This window comes from Streptomyces sp. NPDC096176 (assembly GCF_044763255.1).
Taxonomy (GTDB): Bacteria; Actinomycetota; Actinomycetes; order Streptomycetales; family Streptomycetaceae; genus Streptomyces.
In genome coordinates, this window is the sequence record NZ_JBIWFV010000011.1 from 89480 (window position 1) to 115120 (window position 25641).

Annotated in this window: 15 protein-coding genes and 2 pseudogenes; 12 read left to right on the forward strand and 5 right to left on the reverse strand. The window is 70.0% G+C overall.

Features of this window, described 5'->3' with window-relative positions; translation table 11 throughout:
• Positions 1 to 102: 102 nt before the first annotated feature.
• Positions 103 to 333: a hypothetical protein gene (locus ACIQ7Q_RS27090; RefSeq protein ID WP_356631407.1), complete on the reverse strand. Its 231-nt coding sequence runs from the start codon at positions 331 to 333 to the stop codon at positions 103 to 105.
• Between the two features lie 433 nt (positions 334 to 766).
• On the opposite strand from ACIQ7Q_RS27090, the gene ACIQ7Q_RS27095 reads away from it, so the two are divergent.
• The 5 genes from ACIQ7Q_RS27095 (at position 767) to ACIQ7Q_RS27115 (ending at position 7070) form a co-directional block, all read left to right on the forward strand.
• Positions 767 to 2893 (forward strand): type IIA DNA topoisomerase subunit B, encoded by a 2127-nt coding sequence (locus ACIQ7Q_RS27095; RefSeq protein ID WP_403867364.1) that lies wholly within the window; start codon positions 767 to 769, stop codon positions 2891 to 2893.
• Positions 2894 to 3009: 116 nt separating this feature from the next.
• On the forward strand, positions 3010 to 4170 hold the full coding sequence (locus ACIQ7Q_RS27100; RefSeq protein WP_403867367.1) for a sensor histidine kinase: 1161 nt from the start codon (positions 3010 to 3012) through the stop codon (positions 4168 to 4170).
• Positions 4167 to 4841, forward strand: a complete 675-nt coding sequence (locus ACIQ7Q_RS27105; RefSeq protein ID WP_403867370.1) for a response regulator — start codon at positions 4167 to 4169, stop codon at positions 4839 to 4841. Before ACIQ7Q_RS27100 ends, ACIQ7Q_RS27105 begins: the two co-directional genes overlap by 4 nt.
• A 130-nt stretch (positions 4842 to 4971) precedes the next feature.
• Entirely contained in the window at positions 4972 to 5418 is a 447-nt protein-coding gene (locus ACIQ7Q_RS27110; protein WP_403867736.1) for a DUF485 domain-containing protein, read from the forward strand.
• Positions 5415 to 7070 carry a cation acetate symporter gene (locus ACIQ7Q_RS27115; protein ID WP_403867373.1) on the forward strand — a complete coding sequence of 552 codons (1656 nt, stop codon included), beginning with the start codon at positions 5415 to 5417 and terminating at the stop codon, positions 7068 to 7070. Before ACIQ7Q_RS27110 ends, ACIQ7Q_RS27115 begins: the two co-directional genes overlap by 4 nt.
• A 76-nt stretch (positions 7071 to 7146) precedes the next feature.
• Here ACIQ7Q_RS27115 and ACIQ7Q_RS27120 read toward each other — a convergent pair whose 3' ends face one another.
• Entirely contained in the window at positions 7147 to 7827 is a 681-nt protein-coding gene (locus ACIQ7Q_RS27120) for a response regulator (protein ID WP_403867376.1), read from the reverse strand.
• A complete protein-coding gene (locus tag ACIQ7Q_RS27125) occupies positions 7824 to 9539 on the reverse strand; it encodes an ATP-binding protein (RefSeq protein WP_403867379.1) in 1716 nt (571 codons plus the stop codon). The genes ACIQ7Q_RS27120 and ACIQ7Q_RS27125 overlap by 4 nt, the downstream gene beginning before the upstream one ends.
• A gap of 394 nt (positions 9540 to 9933) precedes the next feature.
• Here ACIQ7Q_RS27125 and ACIQ7Q_RS27130 point away from each other — a divergent pair.
• The 3 genes and pseudogenes from ACIQ7Q_RS27130 to ACIQ7Q_RS27140 all read left to right on the forward strand — a co-directional run.
• Positions 9934 to 13370: pseudogene (locus ACIQ7Q_RS27130) on the forward strand (CARDB domain-containing protein); the annotation flags it as partial.
• A 66-nt stretch (positions 13371 to 13436) separates the two neighbouring features.
• Positions 13437 to 14444 (forward strand): LacI family DNA-binding transcriptional regulator, encoded by a 1008-nt coding sequence (locus ACIQ7Q_RS27135; RefSeq protein WP_403867382.1) that lies wholly within the window; start codon positions 13437 to 13439, stop codon positions 14442 to 14444.
• Between the two features lie 484 nt (positions 14445 to 14928).
• A pseudogene (locus ACIQ7Q_RS27140) lies at positions 14929 to 16398 on the forward strand (extracellular solute-binding protein).
• A 29-nt stretch (positions 16399 to 16427) separates the two neighbouring features.
• Here ACIQ7Q_RS27140 and ACIQ7Q_RS27145 read toward each other — a convergent pair.
• Complete coding sequence (locus ACIQ7Q_RS27145; RefSeq protein ID WP_403867384.1) at positions 16428 to 17672, reverse strand: citrate synthase; 1245 nt, start codon at positions 17670 to 17672, stop codon at positions 16428 to 16430.
• A gap of 91 nt (positions 17673 to 17763) precedes the next feature.
• On the opposite strand from ACIQ7Q_RS27145, the gene ACIQ7Q_RS27150 reads away from it, so the two are divergent.
• Together ACIQ7Q_RS27150 and ACIQ7Q_RS27155 are read left to right on the forward strand one after the other, a co-directional pair.
• Entirely contained in the window at positions 17764 to 18927 is a 1164-nt protein-coding gene (locus ACIQ7Q_RS27150; protein WP_403867387.1) for a citrate synthase/methylcitrate synthase, read from the forward strand.
• Between the two features lie 51 nt (positions 18928 to 18978).
• On the forward strand, positions 18979 to 20091 hold the full coding sequence (locus ACIQ7Q_RS27155; protein WP_403867390.1) for a CobW family GTP-binding protein: 1113 nt from the start codon (positions 18979 to 18981) through the stop codon (positions 20089 to 20091).
• A gap of 130 nt (positions 20092 to 20221) precedes the next feature.
• Here ACIQ7Q_RS27155 and ACIQ7Q_RS27160 read toward each other — a convergent pair whose 3' ends face one another.
• The gene (locus tag ACIQ7Q_RS27160) at positions 20222 to 22672 is read right to left on the reverse strand and encodes a DNA topoisomerase (ATP-hydrolyzing) subunit A (RefSeq protein WP_403867393.1); all 2451 of its coding nucleotides are present in this window, start codon (positions 22670 to 22672) and stop codon (positions 20222 to 20224) included.
• 214 nt (positions 22673 to 22886) lie between these two features.
• Here ACIQ7Q_RS27160 and ACIQ7Q_RS27165 point away from each other — a divergent pair, with 214 nt between their 5' ends.
• Together ACIQ7Q_RS27165 and ACIQ7Q_RS27170 are read left to right on the forward strand one after the other, a co-directional pair.
• A complete protein-coding gene (locus tag ACIQ7Q_RS27165) occupies positions 22887 to 24239 on the forward strand; it encodes a M16 family metallopeptidase (protein WP_403867396.1) in 1353 nt (450 codons plus the stop codon).
• Positions 24240 to 24256: 17 nt separating this feature from the next.
• Positions 24257 to 25624 (forward strand): M16 family metallopeptidase, encoded by a 1368-nt coding sequence (locus ACIQ7Q_RS27170; RefSeq protein WP_403867739.1) that lies wholly within the window; start codon positions 24257 to 24259, stop codon positions 25622 to 25624.
• Positions 25625 to 25641 lie beyond the last annotated feature (17 nt).

Here is a 25641-nt window from a genome sequence, read left to right on the forward strand (position 1 = left end):
CGGCGGTGACGGAACGAGAGCGGGCGGCTTCCCCTTGTGTTCAGGGGAGGCCGCCCGTCGGCCGATCCGGAACCGGCCCTTGGCTCGTCGGGATGTGAGGTGTCAGTGATCCTCTTCACCGGCGTCGGCCGGCACGGCCGTCAGGCGGTCCGTCTCATCCTGTATTTCCGCGGCGATCTTCTTGAGTTCCGGCTCGAACTTGCGTCCGTGGTGGGCGCAGAAGAGCAGTTCGCCACCGCTGATCAGTACGACGCGCAGATAAGCCTGGGCGCCGCAGCGGTCGCAGCGGTCAGCGGCCGTCAGCGGGCTCGCGGGGGTCAGAACAGTAGTCACGTCGCCTCTTCTCTAGCTCGACGAGCTGTCGTACCAGGGTCAACATCCAACCAGGCCGAAAACGTTCCCGCTCGTGGCTTTCCCTCGAAACTTCTTGCCGAGGTGGCTGTCTGCTGCCGGTTGGCGGCGAATGAGCCGTATTGCTTCGCTCTACGGATTTCGCGTTGCTTGTCTCGTTTGGCCCTCCCGGCGGGGTTGCCGGTTGTTGATGAGGACGTGCCCGGAGCCTAAATGGTTCATGCCTCGAAGGGAACGTGATGTGCACGTCACCCCATCGAGGTATCGAACACACATACGACACTGGACTAGCATGAGAAATCAGGTGGGTGGCGTTACATCGGCTCTACCAGGCCTCGGTACGCTCTGACCGGCGACCGACGCCCGGCCTTTACTCCACTTGGCCACATCTGAAATTCAGCGAGGAGCGAACCGCGTGACCGCCGAAACGTCCGTGCCATCCACAGCGCTGCTGACTGCAGACCGTGACGGCTCCAACTACACCGCGCGGCACCTGCTCGTTCTGGAGGGGCTCGAGGCGGTCCGCAAACGCCCTGGCATGTACATCGGGTCCACCGACAGCCGCGGCCTGATGCACTGCCTCTGGGAAATCATCGACAACTCGGTCGACGAGGCCCTCGGAGGCCACTGCGACCACATCGAGGTGATCCTCCACGAGGACGGCTCCGTCGAGGTCAGGGACAACGGCCGCGGCATCCCCGTGGACGTGGAGCCCAAGACGGGGCTCTCGGGCATCGAGGTCGTGATGACCAAGCTGCACGCCGGCGGCAAGTTCGGCGGTGGCTCCTACGCGGCCTCCGGCGGTCTGCACGGCGTCGGCGCCTCCGTTGTGAACGCGCTGTCCGCCCGCCTGGACGTGGAAGTGGACCGCGGTGGCGCGACCCACATGATCAGTTTCCGGCGCGGTGTCCCCGGCATCTTCACCGAGTCGGGACCGGACGCCCCCTTCGACCCGGCGAACGGGCTCCGCAAGGGCAAGCGCGTGCCCAAGGGCCGGACCGGCACGAGGGTGCGCTACTGGGCCGACCGGCAGATCTTCCTCAAGGACGCCAAGCTCTCCCTCGACACGCTCCACCAGCGCGCCCGCCAGACCGCCTTCCTCGTGCCGGGCCTGACCATCGTCGTCCACGACGAGCGGGGTCTGTCCGACGAGGGGGACGACGGCAAGAACGTGGAGACCTTCCGTTTCGACGGAGGCATCAGCGAGTTCTGCGAGTACCTGGCCCAGGACAAGGCTGTCTGCGACGTCGTGCGGCTGACCGGCCAGGGCACGTTCAAGGAGACCGTCCCCGTGCTCGACGACCGCGGCCACATGACCCCGACCGAGGTCACCCGCGAGCTCGGCGTCGACATCGCCCTGCGCTGGGGCACCGGATACGACACCACGGTCAAGTCCTTCGTCAACATCATCGCCACGCCCAAGGGCGGCACCCACGTCACCGGTTTCGAGCGTTCCGTGACCAAGACGATGAACGAGGTGCTGCGCTCGGCCAAACTGCTGCGTGTCGCCGAGGACGACATCGTCAAGGACGACGCCCTGGAGGGCCTGACCGCGGTCGTGACCGTCCGGCTCGCCGAGCCGCAGTTCGAGGGCCAGACCAAGGAGGTTCTGGGCACCTCGGCGGCCAACAGGATCGTCGCCGGCGTGGTGGCCAAGGAGCTCAAGGCCTTCCTGACGTCCACCAAGCGGGACGCCAAGGCCCAGGCCCGAGCGGTGCTCGAGAAGGCCGTGGCGGCCGCCCGTACGCGCATCGCGGCCCGGCAGCACAAGGATGCGCAGCGCAGGAAGACGGCCCTGGAGTCCTCGTCGCTGCCCGCCAAGCTCGCCGACTGCCGCAGTGACGACGTGGAGCGCAGCGAGCTCTTCATCGTCGAGGGCGACTCGGCGCTCGGTACCGCCAAGCTCGCGCGCAACAGCGAGTTCCAGGCGCTTCTCCCGATCCGCGGCAAGATCCTCAACGTCCAGAAGTCGTCCGTCTCCGACATGCTCAAGAATGCCGAGTGCGGAGCGATCATCCAGGTCATAGGGGCGGGCTCGGGCCGGACGTTCGACATCGACGCCGCCCGCTACGGCAAGATCGTGCTGCTCGTCGATGCCGACGTCGACGGCGCGCACATCCGCTGCCTGCTGCTCACGCTCTTCCAGCGCTACATGCGCCCGATGGTGGAGGCCGGCCGGGTGTTCGCGGCCGTGCCGCCGCTGCACCGGATCGAGCTGATCCAGCCGAAGAAGGGCCAGGAGAAGTACGTCTACACCTACTCGGACAACGAGCTGCGGCAGACGCTTCTGGAGTACCAGCGCAAGGGAATCCGCTTCAAGGACTCCATCCAGCGTTACAAGGGCCTCGGCGAGATGGACGCGGACCAGCTGGCGGAGACCACGATGGACCCGCGCCACCGCACCCTGCGCCGGATCAACATCGGTGACCTGGAGTCCTCGGAGCAGGTCTTCGACCTGCTCATGGGCAACGAGGTGGCGCCCCGCAAGGAGTTCATCACCAGCTCCGCGGCCACCCTGGACCGCTCGCGCATCGACGCCTGACCGGCCCGGCCGTTCAGGCGGTGCCCACCCGGGGGTGGAGGCGACGACTCCACCCCCGGTCCGATCCGCGGCGCCGGCCTCCTCCGTAGCATCGGCCGTGACGGAGGGGGACGGGCGTGCGTGGTGGCAAGTGGACCCAGTGGCCCAGCCAGGAGGCGCTGTCGCGCGTCGGGATCCCGCGAGCCCGGATGGCGCTCGACATGGCCCTTCTCGCCGCCCTGTCCCTGTGGGCCGTCGTCAGTGCGTACTCCTCCGACGTCTTCCACGGCTGGGGCGCCGTGCTGCCCCCGGTGGCCTTCGCGGTCTGCGCGGCTGCAGGTGCCCACTACCGCGTGACGACGCTCGCCCACCGCCTGCTGCCCTCGATGGTGCTGGTCGCCGTCTTCGCGGCCGTCGGCTGGGGGGCCTGCCTCGCGGAGGTACCGGTAGCGGCGATGGTGCTGTGGATCGGCGCGTGCGTCATGTCCATGGAGCGCCTGCCGCTCGCTGCGGCCTTCGCGATCGTGGTGGTCATGGTCCCCGGGTTCGCGACGGTCGACGAGAGCGACTGGGGAGCTGCTGCCACGCTCGCCTCGGTCCTGCTCGGGGGCTATGCGCTGCGCCTGGACGCGGAGGCGCGGGGCGCCGGCTTCCGGCTCCTCGCCCAGGAGCGGGCCGCCCGCGAGGCCGAGGCGGTTTCCGCCGCGCTCGCCGAGCGGGCCCGCATCGCCCGTGAGATCCACGATGTGCTCGCCCACAGCCTGTCCGCTCAGATGGTGCACCTGGAAGCGGCGAGGCTGCAGATCGAGCGCGGCCCCGAAGGGCCCTTCCGCGACCAGATCCTGGAGCGGGTGGTGGCGGCGCGCGGCATGGCCAGAGAAGGGCTCGCCGAGACGAGGCAGGCTCTGTCGGCCCTGCGCGGAGAGATGGCGCCGGTCGAGGACTATCTGCGCGAGCTGACCGCCGCCGACGGCGCGCGGATCGAGGTCACGGGCGCGCGGCGGCTGCTTCCCGCCGAGGCTTCGCAAGCCGTACGGAGAGTGGCCCAGGAATCTCTGACCAATGTGCGCAAGCATGCGCCGGGAGCCGAGGTGCGCATGGTGCTCGTCTACCTCGAGGGCGAAGTCTGCCTGGAGGTAAGGGATTTCGGGGCACGCGGAAAGACTGGTGAGCTCAAGGTGTCCGGAGCCGGGTACGGTCTGCTGGGGATGCGCGAGCGGGCGGAGTTGGCCGGCGGCACCCTGGATGCGGGGCCGGAGGGGGAGGGGTTCGTGGTGCGACTGAGGGTGCCGGCATGACCGGACAGGTTGCCCGGGTGATCGTCGCCGACGACCAGGCGGTGGTGCGCGAGGGCATCGTGATGCTGCTGGGGCTGCTGCCGGGCATAGAGGTCGTCGGCTCGGCCAAGGACGGCGCGGAGGCGATCGCACTCGTCGCCGAACTGGCCCCTGACGTCGTCCTGATGGACCTGCGGATGCCCCGGGTCGACGGTGTGGAGGCGACGCGGCGGATCCGAGGTGAGCACCCCGCAACCCAGGTCGTCGTGCTCACCACCTACGCGGACGACGACTCGCTCTTTCCGGCGCTGCGGGCGGGCGCACGCGGGTACCTCACCAAGGACGCCGACGGGAACGAGATCGTGCGGGCGATCCAGGACGTCGTCGCCGGGCGCGCGGGACTGTCCCCGGTGGTCCAGCAGCGGTTGCTCGAGCAGGTCGCCGCGGAGCCGCTGCCTGCCGGTCCCCGGCTGCCCGACGGGCTGACCGCCCGCGAGGCCGAGGTGCTCACCCTGATCGCGGAGGGCCTCGGCAATGCGGACATCGCACGGCGGCTGGGCATCTCCCCGGCCACCGTGAAGACCCACATCAACAACCTGTTCGCGAAGGCAGGCCTCCACGACCGGGCCCAGGCCGTCCGTTATGCCTATCGGGAGGGTCTCGCGCAGCCGCCGGGAGCAAGCATCACCTGATGGGGTGAAGACCACCGAGAGAAGAGTCCGGGATCTTCCCACTCTGTCCATCCTTGGGCAGGCGGCCGAAACGGTTCGTCGGCAAGGAGAGTTGAGCGTGGACAAGCAGGCAGGCCGGGACGCGGTCCCAATGCGGCTCGAGGACCCGTGGTACGACGCGTTGGCCTCCGGCTGGAGCGACCGGGACAGCACCGGAGCCCCTGCTCCCGGCGGTCGGGCCGCCCCCGGAGACCTGCCCGGCGCCGGGCCGAGCACTGGGGACATCTACCTTCAGGTGCAGCGCAGCGACGCCTTCCAGGAGGTGCGCGCCCGCTATCGGCGGTTCGTCGTCCCCATGTCGGTCACCTTTCTCGTCTGGTATCTGGCGTATGTCGTCGCGGCGACGACCGCACCGGCTCTGATGGCCAGGCCGGTGGCCGGAGCGGTGAACGTGGCGATGGTCGCGGGCCTCGCCCAGTTCCTCACCACCTTCCTGCTGACCTGGGCGTATGTGCGCCATGCCAGGCTGCGCCGGGACCGGGCGGCGCTCGACCTGCGCTGGGACACCCAGGAGATGACCAGGGGGGCCGGGCGTTGAACGGGGACCATCAGGCGCTCGCACTGCTGCTGTTCTGCGCGTTCATCGCGGTCACTCTCGGCATCACCACGTGGGTGAGCCGCAACAGGCATGGCTCCGCAGAGGAGTTCTACGCGGGTGGGCGGCTGTTCTCGCCGATGGAGAACGGGTTCGCCATCGCCGGTGACTACATGTCGGCTGCCTCGTTCCTCGGCATTTCGGGACTCATCGCGCTCTACGGCTACGACGGCATGTTGTACTCCGTCGGCTTCCTGGTCGCCTGGCTGGTCGTGCTGTTCCTCGTCGCCGAACTGGTCCGCAACTGCGGCAGGTTCACGCTCGCCGACGTCGTCGCGGCGCGGATGAGCGAGCGGCCCGTGCGGATCGCCGCGGGAACTTCCTCGGTCACCGTGTCCGTTCTCTATCTGGTGGCGCAGATGGTCGGAGCCGGGAGCCTGGTCGCGCTGCTGCTGGGCGGGACGAGCGAAGCCGCGCGCTCGTGGACCGTCATCGGAGTGGGCGCCCTGATGGTGATCTACGTTTCGTTCGGAGGGATGCGAGCCACCACCTGGATCCAGATCGTGAAAGCCGTGCTGCTGATGGCGGGCGCCATCACCCTGACCCTGCTGGTGCTGGCGCGATTCCACGGCGACTTCAACCAGTTGCTCAACTCCGCTGCCGCACACAGCGGCCACGGCAAGGACTTCCTCTCACCGGGTCTGCGCTACGGCGGGGACTGGACCGCACGCCTGGACTTCATCAGCCTCGGCCTGGCACTGGTGCTCGGCACGGCAGGACTGCCGCACATTCTGTCGCGCTTCTACACGGTGCCGACCGCGCGGGCCGCCCGCCGCTCGGTCGTCTGGGCCATCGGTCTCATCGGCAGCTTCTACCTGATGACGATCGTGCTCGGCTTCGGAGCGGCCGCCGTGCTCGGCACAGACGAAGTTCGTTCGTCCAACGCCGCGGGGAACACCGCGGTGCCCCTGCTCGCCCTTGACCTCGGCGGGGGAGCGGGCTCGACCGGGGGCACGGTGCTGTTCGCGGTCGTCGCCGCCGTGGCGTTCGCGACGATCCTGGCCGTCGTCGCGGGGATCACGCTGGCCTCCTCGGCCTCCGTCGCCCACGATCTGTACGCCTCGCTGCGGCGACGGCGTTCCGCCCCGGCGCCCGTCGGCGCCGTGGAACCGGGCAGGGAAGGCGGCGACGCGTGCTCCGGCGACAAGCAGTACAGCGAGGTCGCGGTCGCGCGGGTCGCAGCGGCCGGAATCGGGGCGGTCGCGATCGCGCTCGGTCTGCTGGCCCGAGATCTGAACGTGGCGTTCCTTGTGGGGCTGGCCTTCGCGGTCGCCGCCTCCGCCAATCTGCCCGTCCTGCTCTACTCGTTGTTCTGGCGGAACTTCACCACCCGAGGCGCCGTCTGGTCGGTCTACGGAGGACTCGTCCCGGCCGTCCTGCTGGTGATCCTGTCGCCCGTCGTCTCAGGCGGCGAACGCGCCTTGTTCCCCGGTGTGGACTTCCATGTCTTCCCGCTGGATAACCCGGGGCTGGTCTCCATCCCGCTGGGCTTCCTGGCCGGCTGGATCGGCACGGTCACCTCGGCGGAGCCACCGGATGCGGCGAAGCACGCCGAGACGGAGGTGCGGTCGCTGACCGGAGCCGGCGCCGTCTGACCCAATCGGCGCTGTCCGGCCCGAGCCGTGAGCCGATGCCCCGCCGCCGGTGTCGGCGCCCGAGGCGAAGGGGCCGTCAGGCGCTCGCCGCCCACACGTAGCGGTGTTCCGGGCGGCCCGTCTCGCCGTATCTCAGAGTCAGCCGCACCCTGTTCGTCCGCTCCAGGAGCTTCAGATAGCGCTGGGCGGTCTGCCGGCTCACCCCCGCGCGTTCCGCGATCTCCTGCGCCGAAAGCGGCCCCGCGGCGGCCAGCAGCACCTGCCGTACGACCTCGGCTGTGGTCGGGGAGTGCCCCTTGGGCAGCTCGGGGGCCACGGAGCCGGCCGACAGTGCGCCGAAGATCCGGTCCACCTCGGCCTGTTCGGCCTCGCCACCGCTTTCGAGGGTGCGGCGAAGCGTTGCGTACGCCTCCAGCTTGGCGCGCAGACCGGCGAAGTTGAACGGCTTGACCAGGTACTGGAGCGCGCCGTGGCGCATCGCGGCCTGGACGGTCGCCACGTCCCTCGCCGCCGTCACCATGATCACGTCTGTCTGGTGGCCGAGCCTGCGCAGCTCGCGCACGACCGAGAGACCGTTCTCGTCCGGCAGGTAGTGGTCGAGCAGGATCAGATCGACCGGCACCTCCGAGATGCGGGCGAGCGCCTCCGCGGCCGAGTGGGCCTGCGCCACGACCCGGAAACCGGGCACCTTGGCGACATACGCCGCGTTGATCTCCGCGACCCTGATGTCGTCGTCCACGACGAGTACGTCGATCATCGCGTCTGCCGCGCCTCTCGTATGTCGTCCGCCTCCACCACTCCGGTCTCTCGTACATCCTGCTCGGGGCCGTCGCCGTGACGGTGCGCCGCCGCCCCGGTCTCCGTCAGGGCGTCGGGCAGTACGACGGAGAACTCGGCGCCCCCGGCCGCTGACTCGTGCACCGCTGCGCTGCCTCCCTGCCGTTCGGCGAACCTGCGCACGAGGGGCAGGCCCAGGCCGCGCTTGCCGTGAGGCGGCAGCTCCTTGGTGGTCCATCCGTCCGTGAAGATCAACTCGCGCTGTTCGGCCGGGACGCCGGGGCCGCTGTCCGCCACCCGCAAGGTCACCGTGCGTCCCTGCGCCTTCAGCTCGATCTCGATCGTCGGGTCCTGCGTCCCGGCGGCGGCGTCCAGGGCGTTGTCCACCAGGTTGCCGACCACCGTCACCAGCCCGCGCGGATCCACCAGGCGGTCGGGCAGCAGCGTCCCGGGAGCCAGACGCAGCGACACGCCGCGCTCCGCGGCGACCGTCGCCTTGCCGACGAGCAGTGCCGCGAGCAGCGGGTCGTGGATCTTCTCGGTGACCTGCTCCGCAGTCGCTCGGTGCACCCCGACCACTTCGGTGACGAATTCGACCGCCTCCTGGTGCATCTCCAGCTCCAGCAGCCCGAGCAGCGTATGCAGGCGGTTGGCGTGCTCGTGGTCCTGTGCGCGCAGGGCGTCGATCAGCCCGCGGGTGGAGTCCAGTTCCCGGCCGAGCTGTTCCAGCTGGGTGCGGTCGCGCAGCGTGGCGACGGCACCGCCGTCGTCGGTCGGCATCCGGTTGGCGATCAGCACCCGGCTGCCCCGCACCGTCAGCAGGTCGTCGCCGCTCACCCGGCCCGCGAGCACATCCGTGGTGCGCCCCTGGCCGAGCACCCCGTCCAGCGCCTGTCCGGTGGCCTCCGGACCGAGGCCGAGCAGCCGCTGGGCCTCGTCGTTCATCAGTCTGATGCGTCCGGCCGCGTCGAGGGCCACGACGCCTTCCCTGATGCCGTGGAGCATCGCCTCGCGTTCGGCGAGCAGGGCGGAGATGTCGGAGAAGGCGAGGTCGTGGGTCTGCCGCTGGAGTCTGCGGGAGATGAGGTAGGCGGCGAGTGCCCCGACGGCCAGTGCGCCGCCCGCGTAGGCGAGCAGCTCCGGGATCGCCGCCAGCAGCCGTGCCCGCACGCTGTCGTACTCGATGCCCACGGAGACCGCGCCGACGATCCGGCCGTCCGTGTCACGCAGCGGTACCTTGCCGCGCGCCGAGCGGCCGAGGGTGCCGCTGTCGATCTCCATCACATCCCGCCCGGCCAGCGCCTCGCTGGGGTCGGTGGAGACGATACGGCCGATCTGGGCCGGGGAGGTGTGGGACCAGCGCACGCCGCGGCCGTCCATGACGACGATGTACTCGGCGCCGGTGGCCTGCCTGATCCGTTCGGCTTCGGCCTGTACGGGGCCGTCGACGGTGGGGCGGGAGCCGGTCAGGTCCTCCGCGAGCTCCGGGGAGGCGGTGGTCTCCGCGATCGCGAGGGCGCGGCGCATCGCCTGGTCGTCGAGCTGGGCGCTGAGCGGGGCGAGGAACAGGCCGGTGACCAGTGCGGTGACACCGGTGACGATCGCCAGCTGCATCAGCAGGACCTGGGAGAACACCCGCTGCGGCCAGCCGAACCGCCGTCGCCGGGCGGGGGCGGTCGGTACGGGACTCATGCCTAGGAACGGTAAGCGGAGCGGTCCGCTTTACGAAATTTCCACGATGACGCAAACCGCTTTCGGTCCTTGCGGCCGACTTTCAGTTTTCCGACAGGAGCGGAGAAAGCCGCTGATGCGACCGGACACATGGGGTCCAGTGGTGGGCGGGCGTCAGGATTGACGCCGTCATGCCAGTAGACGGGTCGATTCAGCTTTGCAATTGTCGAATCGAAGAGCGCAAAAGATGTGGTCCATCGATGCATAAAAGCATGGTGCATCGAGACACCAACACGATACCGACACGAGACACCGACAGATCCGCGCCCCGGTGCTGCCAGAGCCCGGGACCGAAGATCGGGGACAGATGAGACTCAACGCTGGAGATGGCGGGTCCTCTCCGCCGTGATCACCAGCGACCTACTGGGAGAGCCGCAACAACGCCCTGCCGCAGTGGATCCAGGCCGACCTCGGCTCGTCCGTGCGTGTCGACCGCGTCGTGCTGCGGCTGCCGGACGGCTGGGAGGCCAGGACGCAGACCCTGAAGATCCAGGGCAGCGCCAACGGCTCCGGCTTCACCGATCTCACCGCGGCCAAGGGATACGTGTTCGAGGCGGCCGGCGGCCACTCGGCGACGGTCTCGTTCGACGCGACCACCACGCGTCATGTGCGAGTCCTCGTCACCGCCAACACCGGCCGGGCCGCGGCCCAGCTGTCCGAGCTGGAGATCTACGGGCCGGGAACCGGTGACACCCAGGCTCCCGGCGCCCCCGCCCAGCTGGCATACACCGAGCCCACGACGGGCCGGATAACGCTGACGTGGAAGGCGTCCACGGACAACACCGCGGTCACCGGCTACGACGTCTACGCCGACAACCGGCTGCTCACCAGCGTGGCGGGCGATGTCACCACGTACACGGACACCCGTCCCGCGGACGTCACCGTCTCCTACCACGTCCGGGCCAGGGACGCCGTCGGCAACGAGTCCCCGAACAGCAACACGGTGACCCGCCAGGCGACCACCGGCGACACCCAGGCGCCCACCGTGTCCGCGCACCTGTCGTTCACCGAGCCCGCCGCCGGAGAGATCAAGCTGACCTGGGGCGCCTCCTCGGACAACACCGCGGTCACCGGCTACGACATCTACGCCAACAACGCCCTGCACAAGAGCGTGGCGGGCGACGTCACCTCCTACACGGACAGCCGGCCGGCCTCCAGCACGGTGACCTACCACGTGCGTGCCAAGGACGCCGCCGGCAACGAGTCAGGCGGCAGCAATTCCGTCACCCGCAACGGCTCGACGGGATCCGTCTCCAACCTCGCCGTCGGCAAGCCGATCAGTGTTTCTTCCGTGATCCACACCTTTGTCGCCGAGAACGCCAACGACAACAGCCTCACCACCTACTGGGAGGGCGCGGCAGGCAGTTACCCGAACACCCTCACCGTGAAGCTGGGCGCCAACGCCGACCTCAGCAGCCTCGTCCTCAAGCTCAATCCGGACAGCGGCTGGGGAACCCGCACCCAGAACATCCACGTGCTCGGGCGCGAGCAGAACGCGTCCTCCTTCACCGGCCTGGTGGCGGGGAAGGACTACACCTTCAGCCCGGCGAGCGGGAACACGGTCACCGTGGCCGTCGAGGCCCGTGTCGCGGACGTCCAGCTGAGGTTCACCTCCAACAGCGGGGCGACGGCCGGTCAGGTGGCGGAGTTCCAGGTGTTCGGTGTCCCCGCGCCCAACCCGGACCTCGTGGTCACCGGAGTTACGGCGTCGCCCGCCTCGCCCGTCGAGTCGGACGAGATCACCCTGTCGGCCACCCTGCGCAACACCGGCCCCGCCGCCGCGCCCGCGAGCGCCGTCGCACTGCGCCTCGGCGGCACCAAGGTGGCCACCGCCCAGGTCGGCGCGCTGGCCGCCGGCGCGCAGACCACGGTCACCGCGCCCATCGGAGCGCGGGACGCGGGTACGTACGAGCTCAGCGCGGTCGCCGACGAGGCGGGCGCGGTCGTCGAGCAGAACGAGACCAGCAACACCTCCACCAGCCCGTCCGCGCTGGTGGTGAAGCCCGTCGCGAGTTCGGACTGATGGCGGCCGCGGTGACCACGGCGCCGTCCGCGCCGGCCGCCGGCGACGACGTCACGTTTTCGGTCGCCGTCAGGAACCAGGGCACGCAGCCCTCCGCGGGCGGCAGCCATGGTCTGGCGCTCGCCCTGATCGACTCCCAGGGCGCCACGGTCAAAACCCTGACCGGCGCGTACAACGGAACCATCGCCGCCGGTGCGACGACCGCGCCCGTGAACCTGGGCGCCTGGACGGCGGTCAACGGCTCGTACACCGTCAAGGTGACCGTGGCCGACGACGCCAACGAGCTCCCGGTCAAGCGGCAGAACAACACCAGCACGCAGCCGCTGTTCGTCGGCCGGGGAGCCGACATGCCGTACGACATGTACGAGGCCGAGGACGGCGCAGCAGGCGGCGGCGCGCGGGTCGTCGGCCCCAACCGGACCGTCGGTGACATCGCGGGCGAGGCGTCCGGCCGCAAGGCCGTCACGCTCAACAGCACCGGGAACTATGTGGAGTTCACGACCCGGCAGAGCACCAACACCCTGGTCACCCGGTTCTCCATCCCTGACGCGCCGGGCGACGGAGGCATCGACGCCACCCTGAACGTCTACGTCGACGGGACCTTCCGCAAGGCGATCGACCTCACCTCGAAGTACGCCTGGCTGTACGGCGCCGAGGCCTCCCCGGGCAACTCCCCAGGACAGGGAGCCCCGCGTCACATCTACGACGAGGCGCACATCATGCTGGGTTCGACCGTACCGGCGGGCAGCAGGATCAGGCTGCAGAAGGACGCGGCCAACACGTCCCAGTACGCGATCGACTTCGTGAGCCTGGAACAGGTCGCCGCGCTCGCCAACCCGGACCCGGCGACCTACACCGTGCCCTCCGGATTCGCCCACCAGGACGTGCAGGACGCTCTGGACAGGGTGCGGATGGACACCACGGGCAAGCTCGCCGGGGTGTACCTGCCCCCCCGGTGACTACCAGACCAGCAGCAAGTTCCAGGTCTACGGGGGCCAACACCGACCGGGTCACGATCAAGAACTCCCGTATCCGAAACATGTTCGCCGACGCCATCAACATGACCAACGGCTCGAACCGACAACCATGTGACCAACAACGAGTCCCGGGCCTCGGGCGATGACAGCTTCGCGCTGTTCTCGGCAATCGACGCCGGTGGCGCGGACATGAAGAACAACGTCTACGAGAACCTGACCTCGATCCTCACCTGGCGCGCCGCGGGCATCGCCGTCTACGGCGGCTACGACAACACGTTCCGCAACATCCACATCGCGGACACGCTCGTCTACTCGGGCGTCACGATCAGTTCGCTGGACTTCGGATATCCCATGAACGGGTTCGGTACGGAGCCGACGACGGTCGAGAACGTGTCGATCGTCCGGGCGGGCGGCCACTTCTGGGGCGCGCAGACCTTCCCCGGCATCTGGCTGTTCTCCGCGGACAAGGTGTTCCAGGGGATCAGGGTCAACAACGTCGACATCGTCGACCCCGCGTACAGCGGCATCATGTTCCAGACCAAGTACGAGGGAGGACAGCCCGAGTTCCCGATCAAGGACACCGTCTTGAGCGACATCTCGATCACCGGCGCCCGCAAGAGCGGTGACGCCTACGAGGCCAAGTTCGGCTTCGGGATATGGGCGAACGAGATGCCCGAGGCCGGCCAGGGACCGGCGGTCGGCGAGGTCACCTTCAACGGGCTGAGGCTCGGCGACAACGCGCAGGACATCAGGAACACCACATCCACCTTCAAGATCAATATCAACCCCTGACCGGGCACCGGAGCGCTGCGGAGACTGGCGCAAGCCGCTTGCATGGCTTGCGCTAGTCTTGCGCGCATGACGCGACGACTTGCTCAGGTGGCGAAGAAGGTGGGAGTCAGCGAGGCCACGGTCAGCCGGGTCCTCAACGGCAAGCCCGGTGTCTCGGAGGCCACCCGCCAGTCCGTACTGACAGCACTCGACGTCCTCGGCTACGAGCGCCCCACGCAACTGCGCGGCGAGCGCGCGCGGCTCGTCGGACTCGTCCTGCCCGAGCTGCAGAACCCGATCTTCCCGGCCTTCGCCGAAGTGATCGGCGGCGCGCTGGCCCAGCAGGGCCTCACCCCGGTGCTGTGCACCCAGACCAAGGGCGGCGTCTCCGAGGCCGACTACGTCGAACTGCTGCTCCAGCAGCAGGTCTCCGGTGTCGTCTTCGCGGGAGGCTTGTTCGCGCAGGCGGATGCCCCGCACGACCACTACCGGCTGCTGGCCGAACGCAGAATCCCCGTCGTGCTCGTCAACGCCTCCATCGACGGCCTCGACTTCCCCTGCATCTCCTGCGACGACGCCGTCGCCGTCGAGCAGGCCTGGCGACACCTTGCCTCGCTCGGCCACGAGCGCATCGGCCTCGTCCTCGGCCCCGGCGACCACGTGCCCTCGCGGCGAAAGCTGGCGGCCGCGCGCGTGGTCGCGGAGGCGGCGGGGGGCCGGCTGCCCGACGAGTTCGTCGAGCGCTCGATGTTCTCGCTGGAGGGTGGCCAGGCGGCGACCGCGCGGCTGCTGGACCGCGGCGTCACCGGGATCATCTGCGCAAGTGACCCGCTGGCCCTGGGCGCGGTACGGGCCGCCCGCCGGCGGGGGCTCGGCGTGCCCGGCGACGTCTCCGTCGTGGGCTTCGACGACTCGGCCTTCATGAACTGCACCGAGCCGCCGTTGACGACCGTGCGGCAGCCGATCGAGGCGATGGGGCGGGCGGCGGTCGAGCTGCTGACCGCGCAGATCCAGGGCGGGGAAGTGCCGCCGGGGGAGCTGCTGTTCGAGCCGGAGCTCGTGGTGCGCGGGTCGACGGCGCAGGCGCCGCGGTAGGTCGGGGCGGGAGCGTGGCCCCGGGGGCCGTTGCTCTACTTCCCCCCTACGGCCTGGCGGCCGTGGAGCCCCACTTCCCGGAACCGGGTCAGCCCCGACCCCGCCGGGCCGTCCCGACCCCGTACCGCGCTTCGCACGGTGTCCTCAAACGCCGGACGGGCTGAGTGGTTGGCAGCGCACGCGCCGCGGTATGTCGGGGCGTGGCCCTGCGGGGCCGTTCCCCGCCCTCCCCCTTCCCGGTCCGGGGCAAAGCCCCGGACCACCGGGCTTCGGGCGGTGGCCTCAGACTCTCCGCTACGGCCGGCCTGGCGGCCGGGGAAGGTGTCCCCCGACGCACCGGAGCCGGCATGCGACAAGCCACTGCCAAACTTTTGCGGAACGTGCGCGACATCTTGCGTGACTCTATCCGTGGTGGTTGAGTGTGCCGCGCCCCCGCAGCGTGTCGCCGCGGGTCTTCCACGCTCATGCCCGAAGGGGACCGTCGATGAGAAGTGCCTGGCTCCGCCGTACCCGCAGCGCCCGCCGTACCGCAGCGACCGCCCTCGTCTCCGCGCTCGCCCTGACCGTCCTCACTGCCTGCGGCACGAGCAGCAGCACCGACAACGAGCCGGACGCCGACGGCGGTTCGTCCGATCCGTCCACGCCACTGGACCCGAAGACGAAGCTGACGCTCACGATCGACTGCATGCCGCCGGCAGCCAAGGCGGCCGAACTCAAGGAGTGGAACGAGGACGTCGCGGAGTTCAACAGGACGTATCCGAACATCAAGATCGACGGCCGCTCCACCCCCGGCCAGTGCCTGGAACCCCCGCGCTTCACGGCGATGCTGAAGGCCTAGTCCCAACCGGACGTCTTCTACACGTACTTCACCGATCTGCAGCAGGTGCTCGACAACGACGGCGCCGCCGACATCACCCCGTACGTCACCGAGAAGACCGTCCCGGCCCTCGGTGACATCGCCCCGGACGTACTGGGCTCCCTCAAGCACGAGGGCAAGCTCTACGGCCTGCCGATCAGCAACTACACCATGGGGCTGCTGATCAACCGAAAGCTCTTCGAACAGGCCGGCCTCGACCCCGACTCCCCGCCCCGCACATGGGAGGAGGTACGCACCGCCGCCAAGAAGATCGCCGGTCTCGGTGACGGCGTCGCCGGGTTCGGCGAGTACAGCGCGGCCAACACCGGCGGCTGGCACTTCACGGCCCACATGTACAGCCTCGGCGGCGACATCGTCGACGCGAGCGGCAAGAAAGCCGCCTTCAACAACGGCCTGGGCAAGCAGATCGCCGAGAACCTCCACGCCATGCGCTGGGAGGACGACAGCATGGGCAGGACCCAATTGCTCAAGTGGGGCGATCTGCAGAAGCAGATCGCGTTCGGCACTCCGACCGACCTGGCACTCGGCACCCGCCGGGCCAGGGCCGCGGCCCTGCTCACGCTGGCGCTGCCCGGGGCGGTCTACCTCTACCAGGGCGAGGAACTCGGGCTTCCCGAGGCCGAGATCCCACCGGAGCGGACACAGGATCCGATGTACTTCCGGTCCGGCGGCGCGGACCCGGGCCGGGACGGCTGCCGGGTCCCGTTGCCGTGGAACGCCGACGCGCCGCACTGCGGCTTCGGTTCACGGACCGAACCGTGGCTGCCGCAGCCCGAGGGCTGGTCGATGTACGCGGCGGACCGGCAGGCCGGCGACCCCGGCTCGATGCTGGCGCTGTACCGGGAGTCCGTGCGGCTGCGCCGTACTCTGCCGGGCTTCGGCGACGGACCGCTGAAATGGCTGCCGTCCGCGGAAGGGGTGCTCGCCTTCGCCCGTACCGACGGCCTGGTCTGCGTCGTCAACCTCGCCGAGCAGCCTGCCGAACTTCCGGCGCCCGCTCGTGTGCTGCTCGCCAGCGGCCCGTTGGACGCCGGCGGCCGGCTGCCGCGTGACACGGCGGTGTGGCTGCGGACGTGACGGCCGCGGCCGAACCGTTGAGCCGCGGCTCAGGGCAACGGCCGTGGCGGGCGGGGCCCGTTGTACTGGCCGCTGGGGCGCATGCGCAGCGGCCGCTCCGCGTATTCCTCCAGCGCGTGCGCGATCCAGCCCGCCGTGCGCGCCACCGCGAAGACCGTCTCCCCGGCATCGGCAGGCATCCCCGACGCCACCGACAGCACCGCGAGCGCCAGGTCCACATTGGCGTGCAGCGTGGTGTGGCGGGCGGTCGTGTCGACCACGTCCCGGGCGGCCGCGAGGGCCGACTGCGCCTGCGGCACGTCCCCGAGGGCCGAGAACAGCACCTCGGCGCGCGGGTCCTGGCCCGGGTAGAGGCGGTGGCCGAGCCCCGGCACTCGGCGGCCCGCCCGCAGATGGTCCGCCACGACGGGTGCGGCGCCGCCCCGCTCGAGCACCTCGGTCAGCATCCGGTGGGCGAGCCCGCTCGCTGCGCCGTGCAGCGGCCCTTCCAGTGCTCCGAGCCCGGCGGAGACGACGGCGTAGGGATGGGCACGGGCGGACGCGGCGACCCGGGCGGCCAGCGTGGACGCCGCGAGGTCGTGGTCGATGAGCAGGCACAGCGCCTTGTCGAGGACACGGAGCACCGCCTCGTCGGCCGGCCGGTCGGTGAGACGGGGCCAGAGCCGCCAGGCGAGCGGGCCCTCGCCCCGGTTCCTGCGACCCACGACGGGCAGTGCGTCGACGAGTGTCGAGATGAGGCAGGTGCCGGTGCCCACCACCATCTCCGGGTCGAGGTCGAAACGCAGCGGGTCGGTCGCGGAGGCGGCGACGACCGCGATGCGCAGCCGGTCCATCGTCGAGGCGTGTCCGGGCAGCGCGCGGACCGCGTCACGGGCCGCTTCGAGGGGCTCGCGAGGGGTGACAAAACGACGGCCGGGCTCGAGGCGGCCGGTCAGCAGCCACCCCACGACCTCTTCGTACGTGTACCGGTCGGCGAGTTCGACGGCGTCGACCCCTCGGAAGTAATAGCGGTCCTGCTCGATGAGCGTGATCCCGGTGCGGAACACCAGGTCGCCGGCGGGTTGGGCGTCCCGCCTGCCCTTGCGCGCGAGGGCGTCGACCTCGGCGGCGTCGAAGGTGCTGCCGCGGCCGTTGTCGCTGCGCCGGCTGCTCAGCTGGCCACGGCTCACGTACGCGTACACCGTCTCGGGCTTTACCCCGAGACGCTCGGCCGCCTCGCGGGTCGTGAGCCGCGGTTCCGTGGGCCGGCTCTCGGTGGGTGGGCGATCCGTCATGACAGAAACCCTATCCATATTGATCCAATCAACATTGACAGTGATCTAGTCAAGCATGGACAGTGCAGGGAGGAAGAGGGAGGGCAGGACCATGCCGATCAGCGCACCCACCGCACACCCGGCCGTGCCGCGCGGACTCGCCGGCGTAGTCGTCACCGACACCGCGCTCGGGGACGTCCGCGGACGTGAGGGCTTTTACCACTACCGCCAGTACTCGGCCGTCGAACTGGCAGAGCGTGGCACCTTCGAGGACGTCTGGCACCTGATGTTCCACGGCAGGCTGCCTGACGCCGCCGAGCGTGCGGCCTTCGTCGTGCACACCGCCTCGCTGCGCGAGCTCCCCGAGGAGGTGAAGGAGGCACTGCCCGCCATCGCGCGCGCCGGCTCCGCCTCCGGCCCGCTCGCCGGACTTCGCACGGCGCTGTCCCTGCTGGGCGCCTCGGCGGGCATGCGCCCCGTGTACGACCTCGACCCCGAGCGCCGCCGCGCGGACGCGCTCGCCGCCTGTGCCGCCGTACCGACCCTGCTCACCGCGCTGCACCGCCTCGGGCAGGGGCTCGAGCCGGTCGAGCCGCGCGAGGACTTGCCGTACGCCGCCAACTACCTCTACATGCTGACCGGTCAAGAGCCGGAGCCGGCCCGTGCCCGCGCCGTGGAGCAGTATCTGATCTCGACCGTCGACCACGGATTCAACGCCTCCACCTTCACCGCCCGGGTGATCACCTCCACAGGAGCCGATGTCGTCGCGTGCCTCACGGGCGCCGTCGGCGCGCTGTCCGGTCCGCTGCACGGCGGTGCGCCGAGCCGGGCCCTGGACACGCTCGACGCCATCGGCACCCCCGACCGCATCGACCCGTGGATCAGGGAACGCGTCCTCGCGGGGGAGCGGATCATGGGATTCGGCCACCCCGTCTACCGCACGGAGGACCCCCGCTCGCGGATGCTGCGCGGGATCGCACAGAGCTTCGGGGGACCGCTCGTCGACTTCGCCGTCGAGGTGGAGTCACGCGTGGAGGCGATCCTCGCGGAATTGAAGCCGGGACGTGAGCTGCACACGAACGTCGAGTTCTACGCGGGAGTCGTCATGGAGCTCTGCGGGCTGCCGCGCGAGATGTTCACGCCGACGTTCTGCGCCGCGCGGGTGGTGGGCTGGAGCGCCAACGTCCTTGAGCAGGCGGAGGACTCCAAGATCATCCGACCGGCGGCCCGTTACGTGGGGACCCCACCGCCCCAGCCGCTGCCGGCTCTGTTCTGACCGGCCCATATCCTGGGGCACACGCCCGCGTCAGCCCCCGGAGGTACCGTCTTGAGCAAGCCGCAGATCCCCGTCGTCGTCCTCGCGGGCTTTCTGGGATCCGGCAAGACGACCTTGCTCAACCATCTGCTGCGCACCAGCCGGGGGACCAGGATCGGCGCGATCGTCAACGACTTCGGATCGATCGAGATCGACGCCATGACCGTGGCCGGACAGCTCGGCGACTCCACGGTGTCCTTGGGCAACGGCTGTCTGTGCTGCGCCGTCGACGCGAGCGAACTCGATGTCTTCCTGGACAAGCTCACACGGCCCGCCGCCGGGCTCGATGTGATCGTCATCGAGGCGAGCGGTCTCGCGGAGCCCCAGGAACTCGTCCGAATGCTCCTCGCCAGCGACAACGAACGCATCGTGTACGGCGGCCTGGTGGAGGTCGTCGACGCGGCGGAGTTCGAGCGGACCCGTGAACGGCACCCGGAGATCGACCGGCACCTCGCCGTCGCCGACCTCGTCGTGCTGAACAAGGCGGACCGCATCGACGAGGCGGCGCAGCGCAGGCTGCGCGAGCAGATCACCGCGCTGACCGAGCGGGCCGCCGTGATGTGGGCGTCCTATGGGCGGGTGGACGCGGAGTTGTTCTTCGAACCGCGCCCGCGGACGGAGCGTGTGGGGCAACTGTCCTTCGAGGACCTCTACGACGATCACGAAGGCCACGATCCCGCCGGGGACGGCAGCCACGACGGGCATCTGCACGCCGCCTACGAGTCCGCCTCGTTCACCGCCGGTGAGCCCCTCCATCCGCGCCGGCTGCTGGACTTCCTCGACTCACGCCCCGAGGGGCTCTACCGCATCAAGGGATTTGTCGACTTCGGAGCGCTCGATCCGCGCAACCGGTACGCGGTGCACTCCGTCGGGCGCTTCCTGCGGTTCTATCCGCAGCCGTGGCCCCCGGGCGACACGCAGCGGCAGACCCAGCTGGTACTCATCGGGTCGGGCATCAACGTCGACACGCTGCTGGGCGAACTCGACGCCGCGCGCCTCACGGGCCCGGACGACGTCCCGGATGAGCACAGCCTGTGGGGTGTCCTGCGGTACGTACCGAAGGAGCCTTCGGACGACCGGTCCGAAGACTCCTTCAACAGCGACATCAGCGGCGACAGCTACTAGCCACTGCCCCTCCCGGCAAGCTTTGCCCTGTCGCGCCGCCCAGCACGCACGCCCGTAGCCCTCCGGGCACGGGAGGTGCCCCCAGCACCGGACGACGCTCCCTTACGGGCAAACATTGCCGGTCACGGCACTAGCTCGCCGGTCCCGCGAGCGCCGCCACCGGCGACGTGAGCGGGGTGCCTGAGCCGTCGCGCCGCGGGTCGAGCTCCGGGAGCTCGGCCGGGGCGCCGTTCTTCTGCGCGGCCCGGACGGGAGCCGCACCTGCCCAAGCCAGGACCAGCACGTCCTCGCCCTTGAGGAAGCGCTGGCAGCGCACACCGCCGGTGGCCCGGCCCTTGCGCGGATACTGGTCGAACGGCGTCAGCTTCACCGTGGTCACCGAATCGTCCAGCGTGCCGTGCGAACCGGCCATCGTGAACACCACCGCGTCACCCGCTGGATCCACCGCGGTGAAGGAGATGACCTCCGCACCCTCGGCCGGCTTGATGCCCGCCATACCGCCCGCCGCACGGCCCTGGGGACGTACCTGCGAGGCGGGGTAGCGCAGCAACTGGGCGTCGGAGGTGATGAAGACCAGGTCCTCCTCGCCGGTGTGCAACTCGACGCCGCCGACGATCCGGTCGCCCTCCTTGAGGGTGATGACCTCCAGCTCCTCCTTGTTGGAGGGGTAGTCCGGCACCACCCGCTTGACCACTCCCTGCCGCGTGCCGAGCGCGAGGCCCGGCGACGACTCGTCGAGACTGGTGAGGCAGACGACGGTCTCGTCGGCCTCCAGCGACAGGAACTCGGCGACCGGGGCGCCGCCGGAGAGGTTGGGGGCGGCCGCCGTGTCCGGGAGCTGGGGCAGATCAATCACGGAGAGACGCAGCAGCCGCCCGGTCGAGGTCACCGCGCCCACCTCGCCACGCTGCGTCGTCAGCACCGCGGAGACGATCAAGTCGTGCTTGGTGCGCCTGCCGCCCTCGTCCGCCGGGGGTTCGCCCGTCGCCGTACGCGCGAGGAGGCCGGTGGACGACATCAGTACGCGGCACGGGTCGTCGGCGACCTGCAGCGACGCCGCGGGGGCCGGGGTGCCCGCGGACTCCAGCAGGACGGTGCGTCGTGGGGTGCCGAACTTCTTGGCCACCGCTGCCAGTTCGGAGGAGACCAGCTTGCGCAGCTCGGCGTCCGAGTCGAGGATGCCCGTCAGTTCGTCGATCTCTCCGGTGAGCCGGTCGCGCTCGCTCTCCAGCTCGATCCGGTCGAACTTGGTGAGCCGGCGCAGCGGCGTGTCCAGGATGTACTGCGTCTGGATCTCGCTGAGCGAGAAGTGCTGGATCAGCCGCTCCTTCGCCTGCGCCGAGTTGTCACTGGAGCGGATGAGGCGGATGACCTCGTCGATGTCGAGGAGCGCCACCAGCAGGCCCTCGACCAGGTGCAGCCGGTCACGCCGCTTGGTGCGGCGGAACTCGCTGCGCCGCCGGACGACGTCGAAGCGGTGGTCGAGATAGACCTCGAGCAGTTCCTTCAGGCCGAGGGTGAGCGGCTGCCCGTCCACCAGCGCGACGTTGTTGATGCCGAAGGACTCCTCCATCGGCGTCAGCTTGTAGAGCTGCTCCAGGACGGCCTCCGGGATGAAGCCGTTCTTGACCTCGATCACCAGACGCAGTCCGTGCTGGCGGTCGGTGAGGTCCTTGACGTCCGCGATGCCCTGGAGCTTCTTCGAGCCGACGAGGTCCTTGATCTTCGCGACGACCTTCTCCGGACCGACCGTGAAGGGCAGTTCCGTGACGACCAGGCCCTTGCGGCGGGCGGTGACGTTCTCCACGGACACGGTGGCGCGGATCTTGAACGTGCCCCGGCCGGACTCGTACGCGTCCCTGATGCCGCTGAGACCGACGATGCGGCCGCCCGTCGGCAGGTCGGGACCGGGCACGTGGCGCATCAGCGTCTCGAGGTCGGCGCCCGGGTGTCTGATGAGGTGACGGGCCGCCGCGACGACCTCGCCGAGGTTGTGCGGCGGCATGTTCGTCGCCATGCCGACCGCGATGCCGGAGGCGCCGTTGACCAGGAGGTTCGGATAGGCGGCGGGGAGGGCGACGGGCTCGCGCTCCTGGCCGTCGTAGTTCGACTGGAAGTCGACCGTGTCCTCGTCGATCGACTCTGTCATCAGGCTGGTGGCGTCCGCCATCCGGCATTCGGTGTACCGCATGGCGGCCGGCGGGTCGTCGTTGCCCAGCGAGCCGAAGTTGCCGTGGCCGTCGACCAGCGGCAGACGCATCGAGAACGGCTGCGCCATGCGCACGAGCGCGTCGTAGATCGACGCGTCGCCGTGCGGGTGCAGCTTGCCCATGACCTCGCCGACGACGCGCGCGCACTTCACATAGCCGCGGTCCGGGCGCAGCCCCATCTCGTTCATCTGGTAGACGATGCGGCGGTGCACCGGCTTCATGCCGTCGCGCGCGTCCGGCAGGGCCCTGGAGTAGATCACCGAGTACGCGTACTCGAGGAAGGAGCCCTGCATTTCGTCCACGACGTCGATGTCGAGGATCCTCTCCTCGAAATCGTCCGGCGGCGGGGTCTTCGTGCTGCGGCGGGCCATCGCGGCTGCTGCTCCTTCACGTACCAGGTTGGGCATCTGACGCGGACCATTGTGGACCGTGCCGCTGACAACCCCGACCGCGACCCGGGATACCACCCGCCCCCAGGGGGGAACAGTGCAGATCGCGGCCCGGGAACTTCGCCAGGTGTCAGCACGCTTGCATACAGTGGCAGGTCTGGGAGCAAATCCAGTTTTCGCGATCGAAGGGACGTACATGCCCATGGGTCACACGGCCACAGCGCAGGCCGGTTCCGGCGGCCTGACAGCGACCGAGCACCGCCTGGCCAACGGCCTGCGCGTGGTGCTCTCCGAGGACCACCTGACCCCGGTCGCCGCGGTCTGCCTCTGGTACGACGTCGGTTCACGCCACGAGGTCAAGGGCCGTACAGGACTCGCCCACCTCTTCGAGCACTTGATGTTCCAGGGCTCGGGCCAGGTGCAGGGGAACGGTCACTTCGAGCTCGTCCAGGGAGCCGGCGGCTCGCTGAACGGCACCACCAGCTTCGAGCGGACCAACTACTTCGAGACGATGCCCACGCATCAGCTGGAGCTGGCGCTCTGGCTGGAGGCCGACCGTATGGGATCGCTGCTGGCCGCCCTCGACGAGGAGTCGATGGAGAACCAGCGCGACGTGGTCAAGAACGAGCGCCGCCAGCGCTACGACAACGTGCCGTACGGCACGGCCTTCGAGAAGCTGACCGCCCTCGCCTACCCGGAGGGCCACCCGTACCACCACACCCCGATCGGCTCGATGGCCGACCTGGACGCGGCCACCCTCGAGGACGCCCGCGCCTTCTTCCGTACGTACTACGCGCCCAACAACGCCGTGCTGTCGGTGGTCGGCGACATCGATCCCGAGCAGACGCTCGCCTGGATCGAGAAGTACTTCGGGTCCATCCCGTCCCACGACGGCAAGCAGCCGCCCCGGGACGGCAGCCTGCCGGAGAACATCGGCGCGCAGCTTCGTGAGGAGATCGTCGAGGAGGTTCCGGCCCGCGCCCTGATGGCCGCCTACCGCCTCCCGCACGACGGCACGCGCGAGTGCGACGCGGCCGACCTGGCGCTGACCGTCCTCGGTGGCGGCGAGTCCTCCCGGCTGCACAACCGTCTGGTCCGACGGGACCGGACGGCCGTCGCGGCCGGATTCGGTCTGCTGCGGCTGGCCGGCGCCCCGTCGATGGGCTGGCTCGACGTCAAGACGTCCGGCGGCGTCGACGTCCCGCAGATCGAGGCGGCCGTCGACGAGGAGCTGGCGCGTTTCGCGGCCGAGGGCCCCACGGCGGAGGAGATGGAGCGCGCACAGGCCCAGCTGGAGCGTGAATGGCTGGACCGGCTCGGCACCGTTGCCGGCCGTGCCGACGAACTGTGCCGCTACGCGGTGCTGTTCGGCGACCCGCAGCTGGCGCTCACCGCTGTGAAGCGGGTGCTCGAGGTCACCGCAGAGGAGGTGCAGGCGGTCGCCAAGGCCAGGCTGCACCCCGAGAACAGGGCGGTGCTGGTCTACGAACCGATCGCCGAAGAGACCGAAGCGGCCGACGAGAACGAGCACGAGGGGACGGACCAGTGAGCGACGCTGCCGTGACCATGGACTTCCACCCGCAGCCGAAGGCGGGCGCCCCCCGCCCCTGGGCCTTTCCGGCGCCCGAGCGCGGCACTCTCGACAACGGCCTGACGGTGCTGCGCTGCCACCGCCCCGGCCAGCAGGTGGTGGCCGTCGAGATCTCGCTCGACGCCCCGCTGGACGCCGAGCCCGAGGGCATCGACGGTGTCGCCACGATCATGGCGCGCGCGCTCTCCGAGGGCACTGACAAGCACTCCGCCGAGGAGTTCGCCGCCGAGCTGGAGCGCTGCGGCGCCACACTCGACGCGCACGCCGACCACCCAGGCGTCCGGGTCTCGCTGGAAGTTCCGGTCTCCCGGCTGCACAAGGCTCTCGGCCTGCTCGCCGAGGCGCTGCGCGCCCCTGCCTTCGCGGACGGCGAGGTCGAGCGGCTGGTCCGCAACCGCCTCGACGAGATCCCGCACGAGACGGCCAACCCGGGCCGCCGGGCCGCAAAGCAGCTGTCCAAGGAGCTCTTCCCGGCCGATCTGCGTGTCTCGCGCCCGCGCCAGGGCACCGAGGAGACCGTGGCCCGGATCGACTCGGCGGCCGTGCGTGCCTTCTTCGATGCGCACGTGCGCCCCGCCACCGCGACAGCGGTGGTCGTCGGCGACCTCACCGGCGTCGACCTGAACGCCGTCCTCGCCGAGACGCTGGGCACCTGGACGGGCGACAGCGCGGAGCCCCGCCCCGTGCCGGCGATCAGCGCCGACGACACCGGCCGGGTGGTCATCGTCAACCGCCCCGGCGCCGTGCAGACGCAGCTGCTCATCGGCCGTATCGGTGCGGACCGCCACGACCGCGTCTGGCCCGCCCAGGTGCTGGGCACGTACTGCCTCGGCGGCACCCTCACCTCCCGCCTCGACCGCGTGCTCCGCGAGGAGAAGGGGTACACCTACGGGGTGCGGGCCTTCGCCCAGGTGCTGCGCTCCGCGCCGGACGGTTCGGGCGCCTCGATGCTCGCCATCAGCGGCTCCGTGGACACCCCCAACACCGGCCCGGCGCTCGAGGACCTGTGGAAGGTGCTCCGCACGCTTGCGGCCGAGGGGCTCACCGAGGCAGAGCGCGATGTCGCCGTGCAGAACCTGGTGGGCGTCGCGCCGCTGAAGTACGAGACGGCGGCGTCCGTGGCGGGCACGCTGGCCGATCAGGTCGAGCAGCACCTTCCGGACGACTACCAGGCACAGCTGTATCTGCGGCTGGCGGAGACGGGCACGGTGGAGGCCACGGCGGCGGTGGTCAACGCCTTCCCGGTGGACCGGCTGGTCACCGTGCTCGTCGGTGACGCGGCGCAGATCGAGGAACCGGTCAAGGCCCTCGGGATCGGTGAAGTGACCGTCGTCACGGGCTGATTGAAAGTCGCTTATCG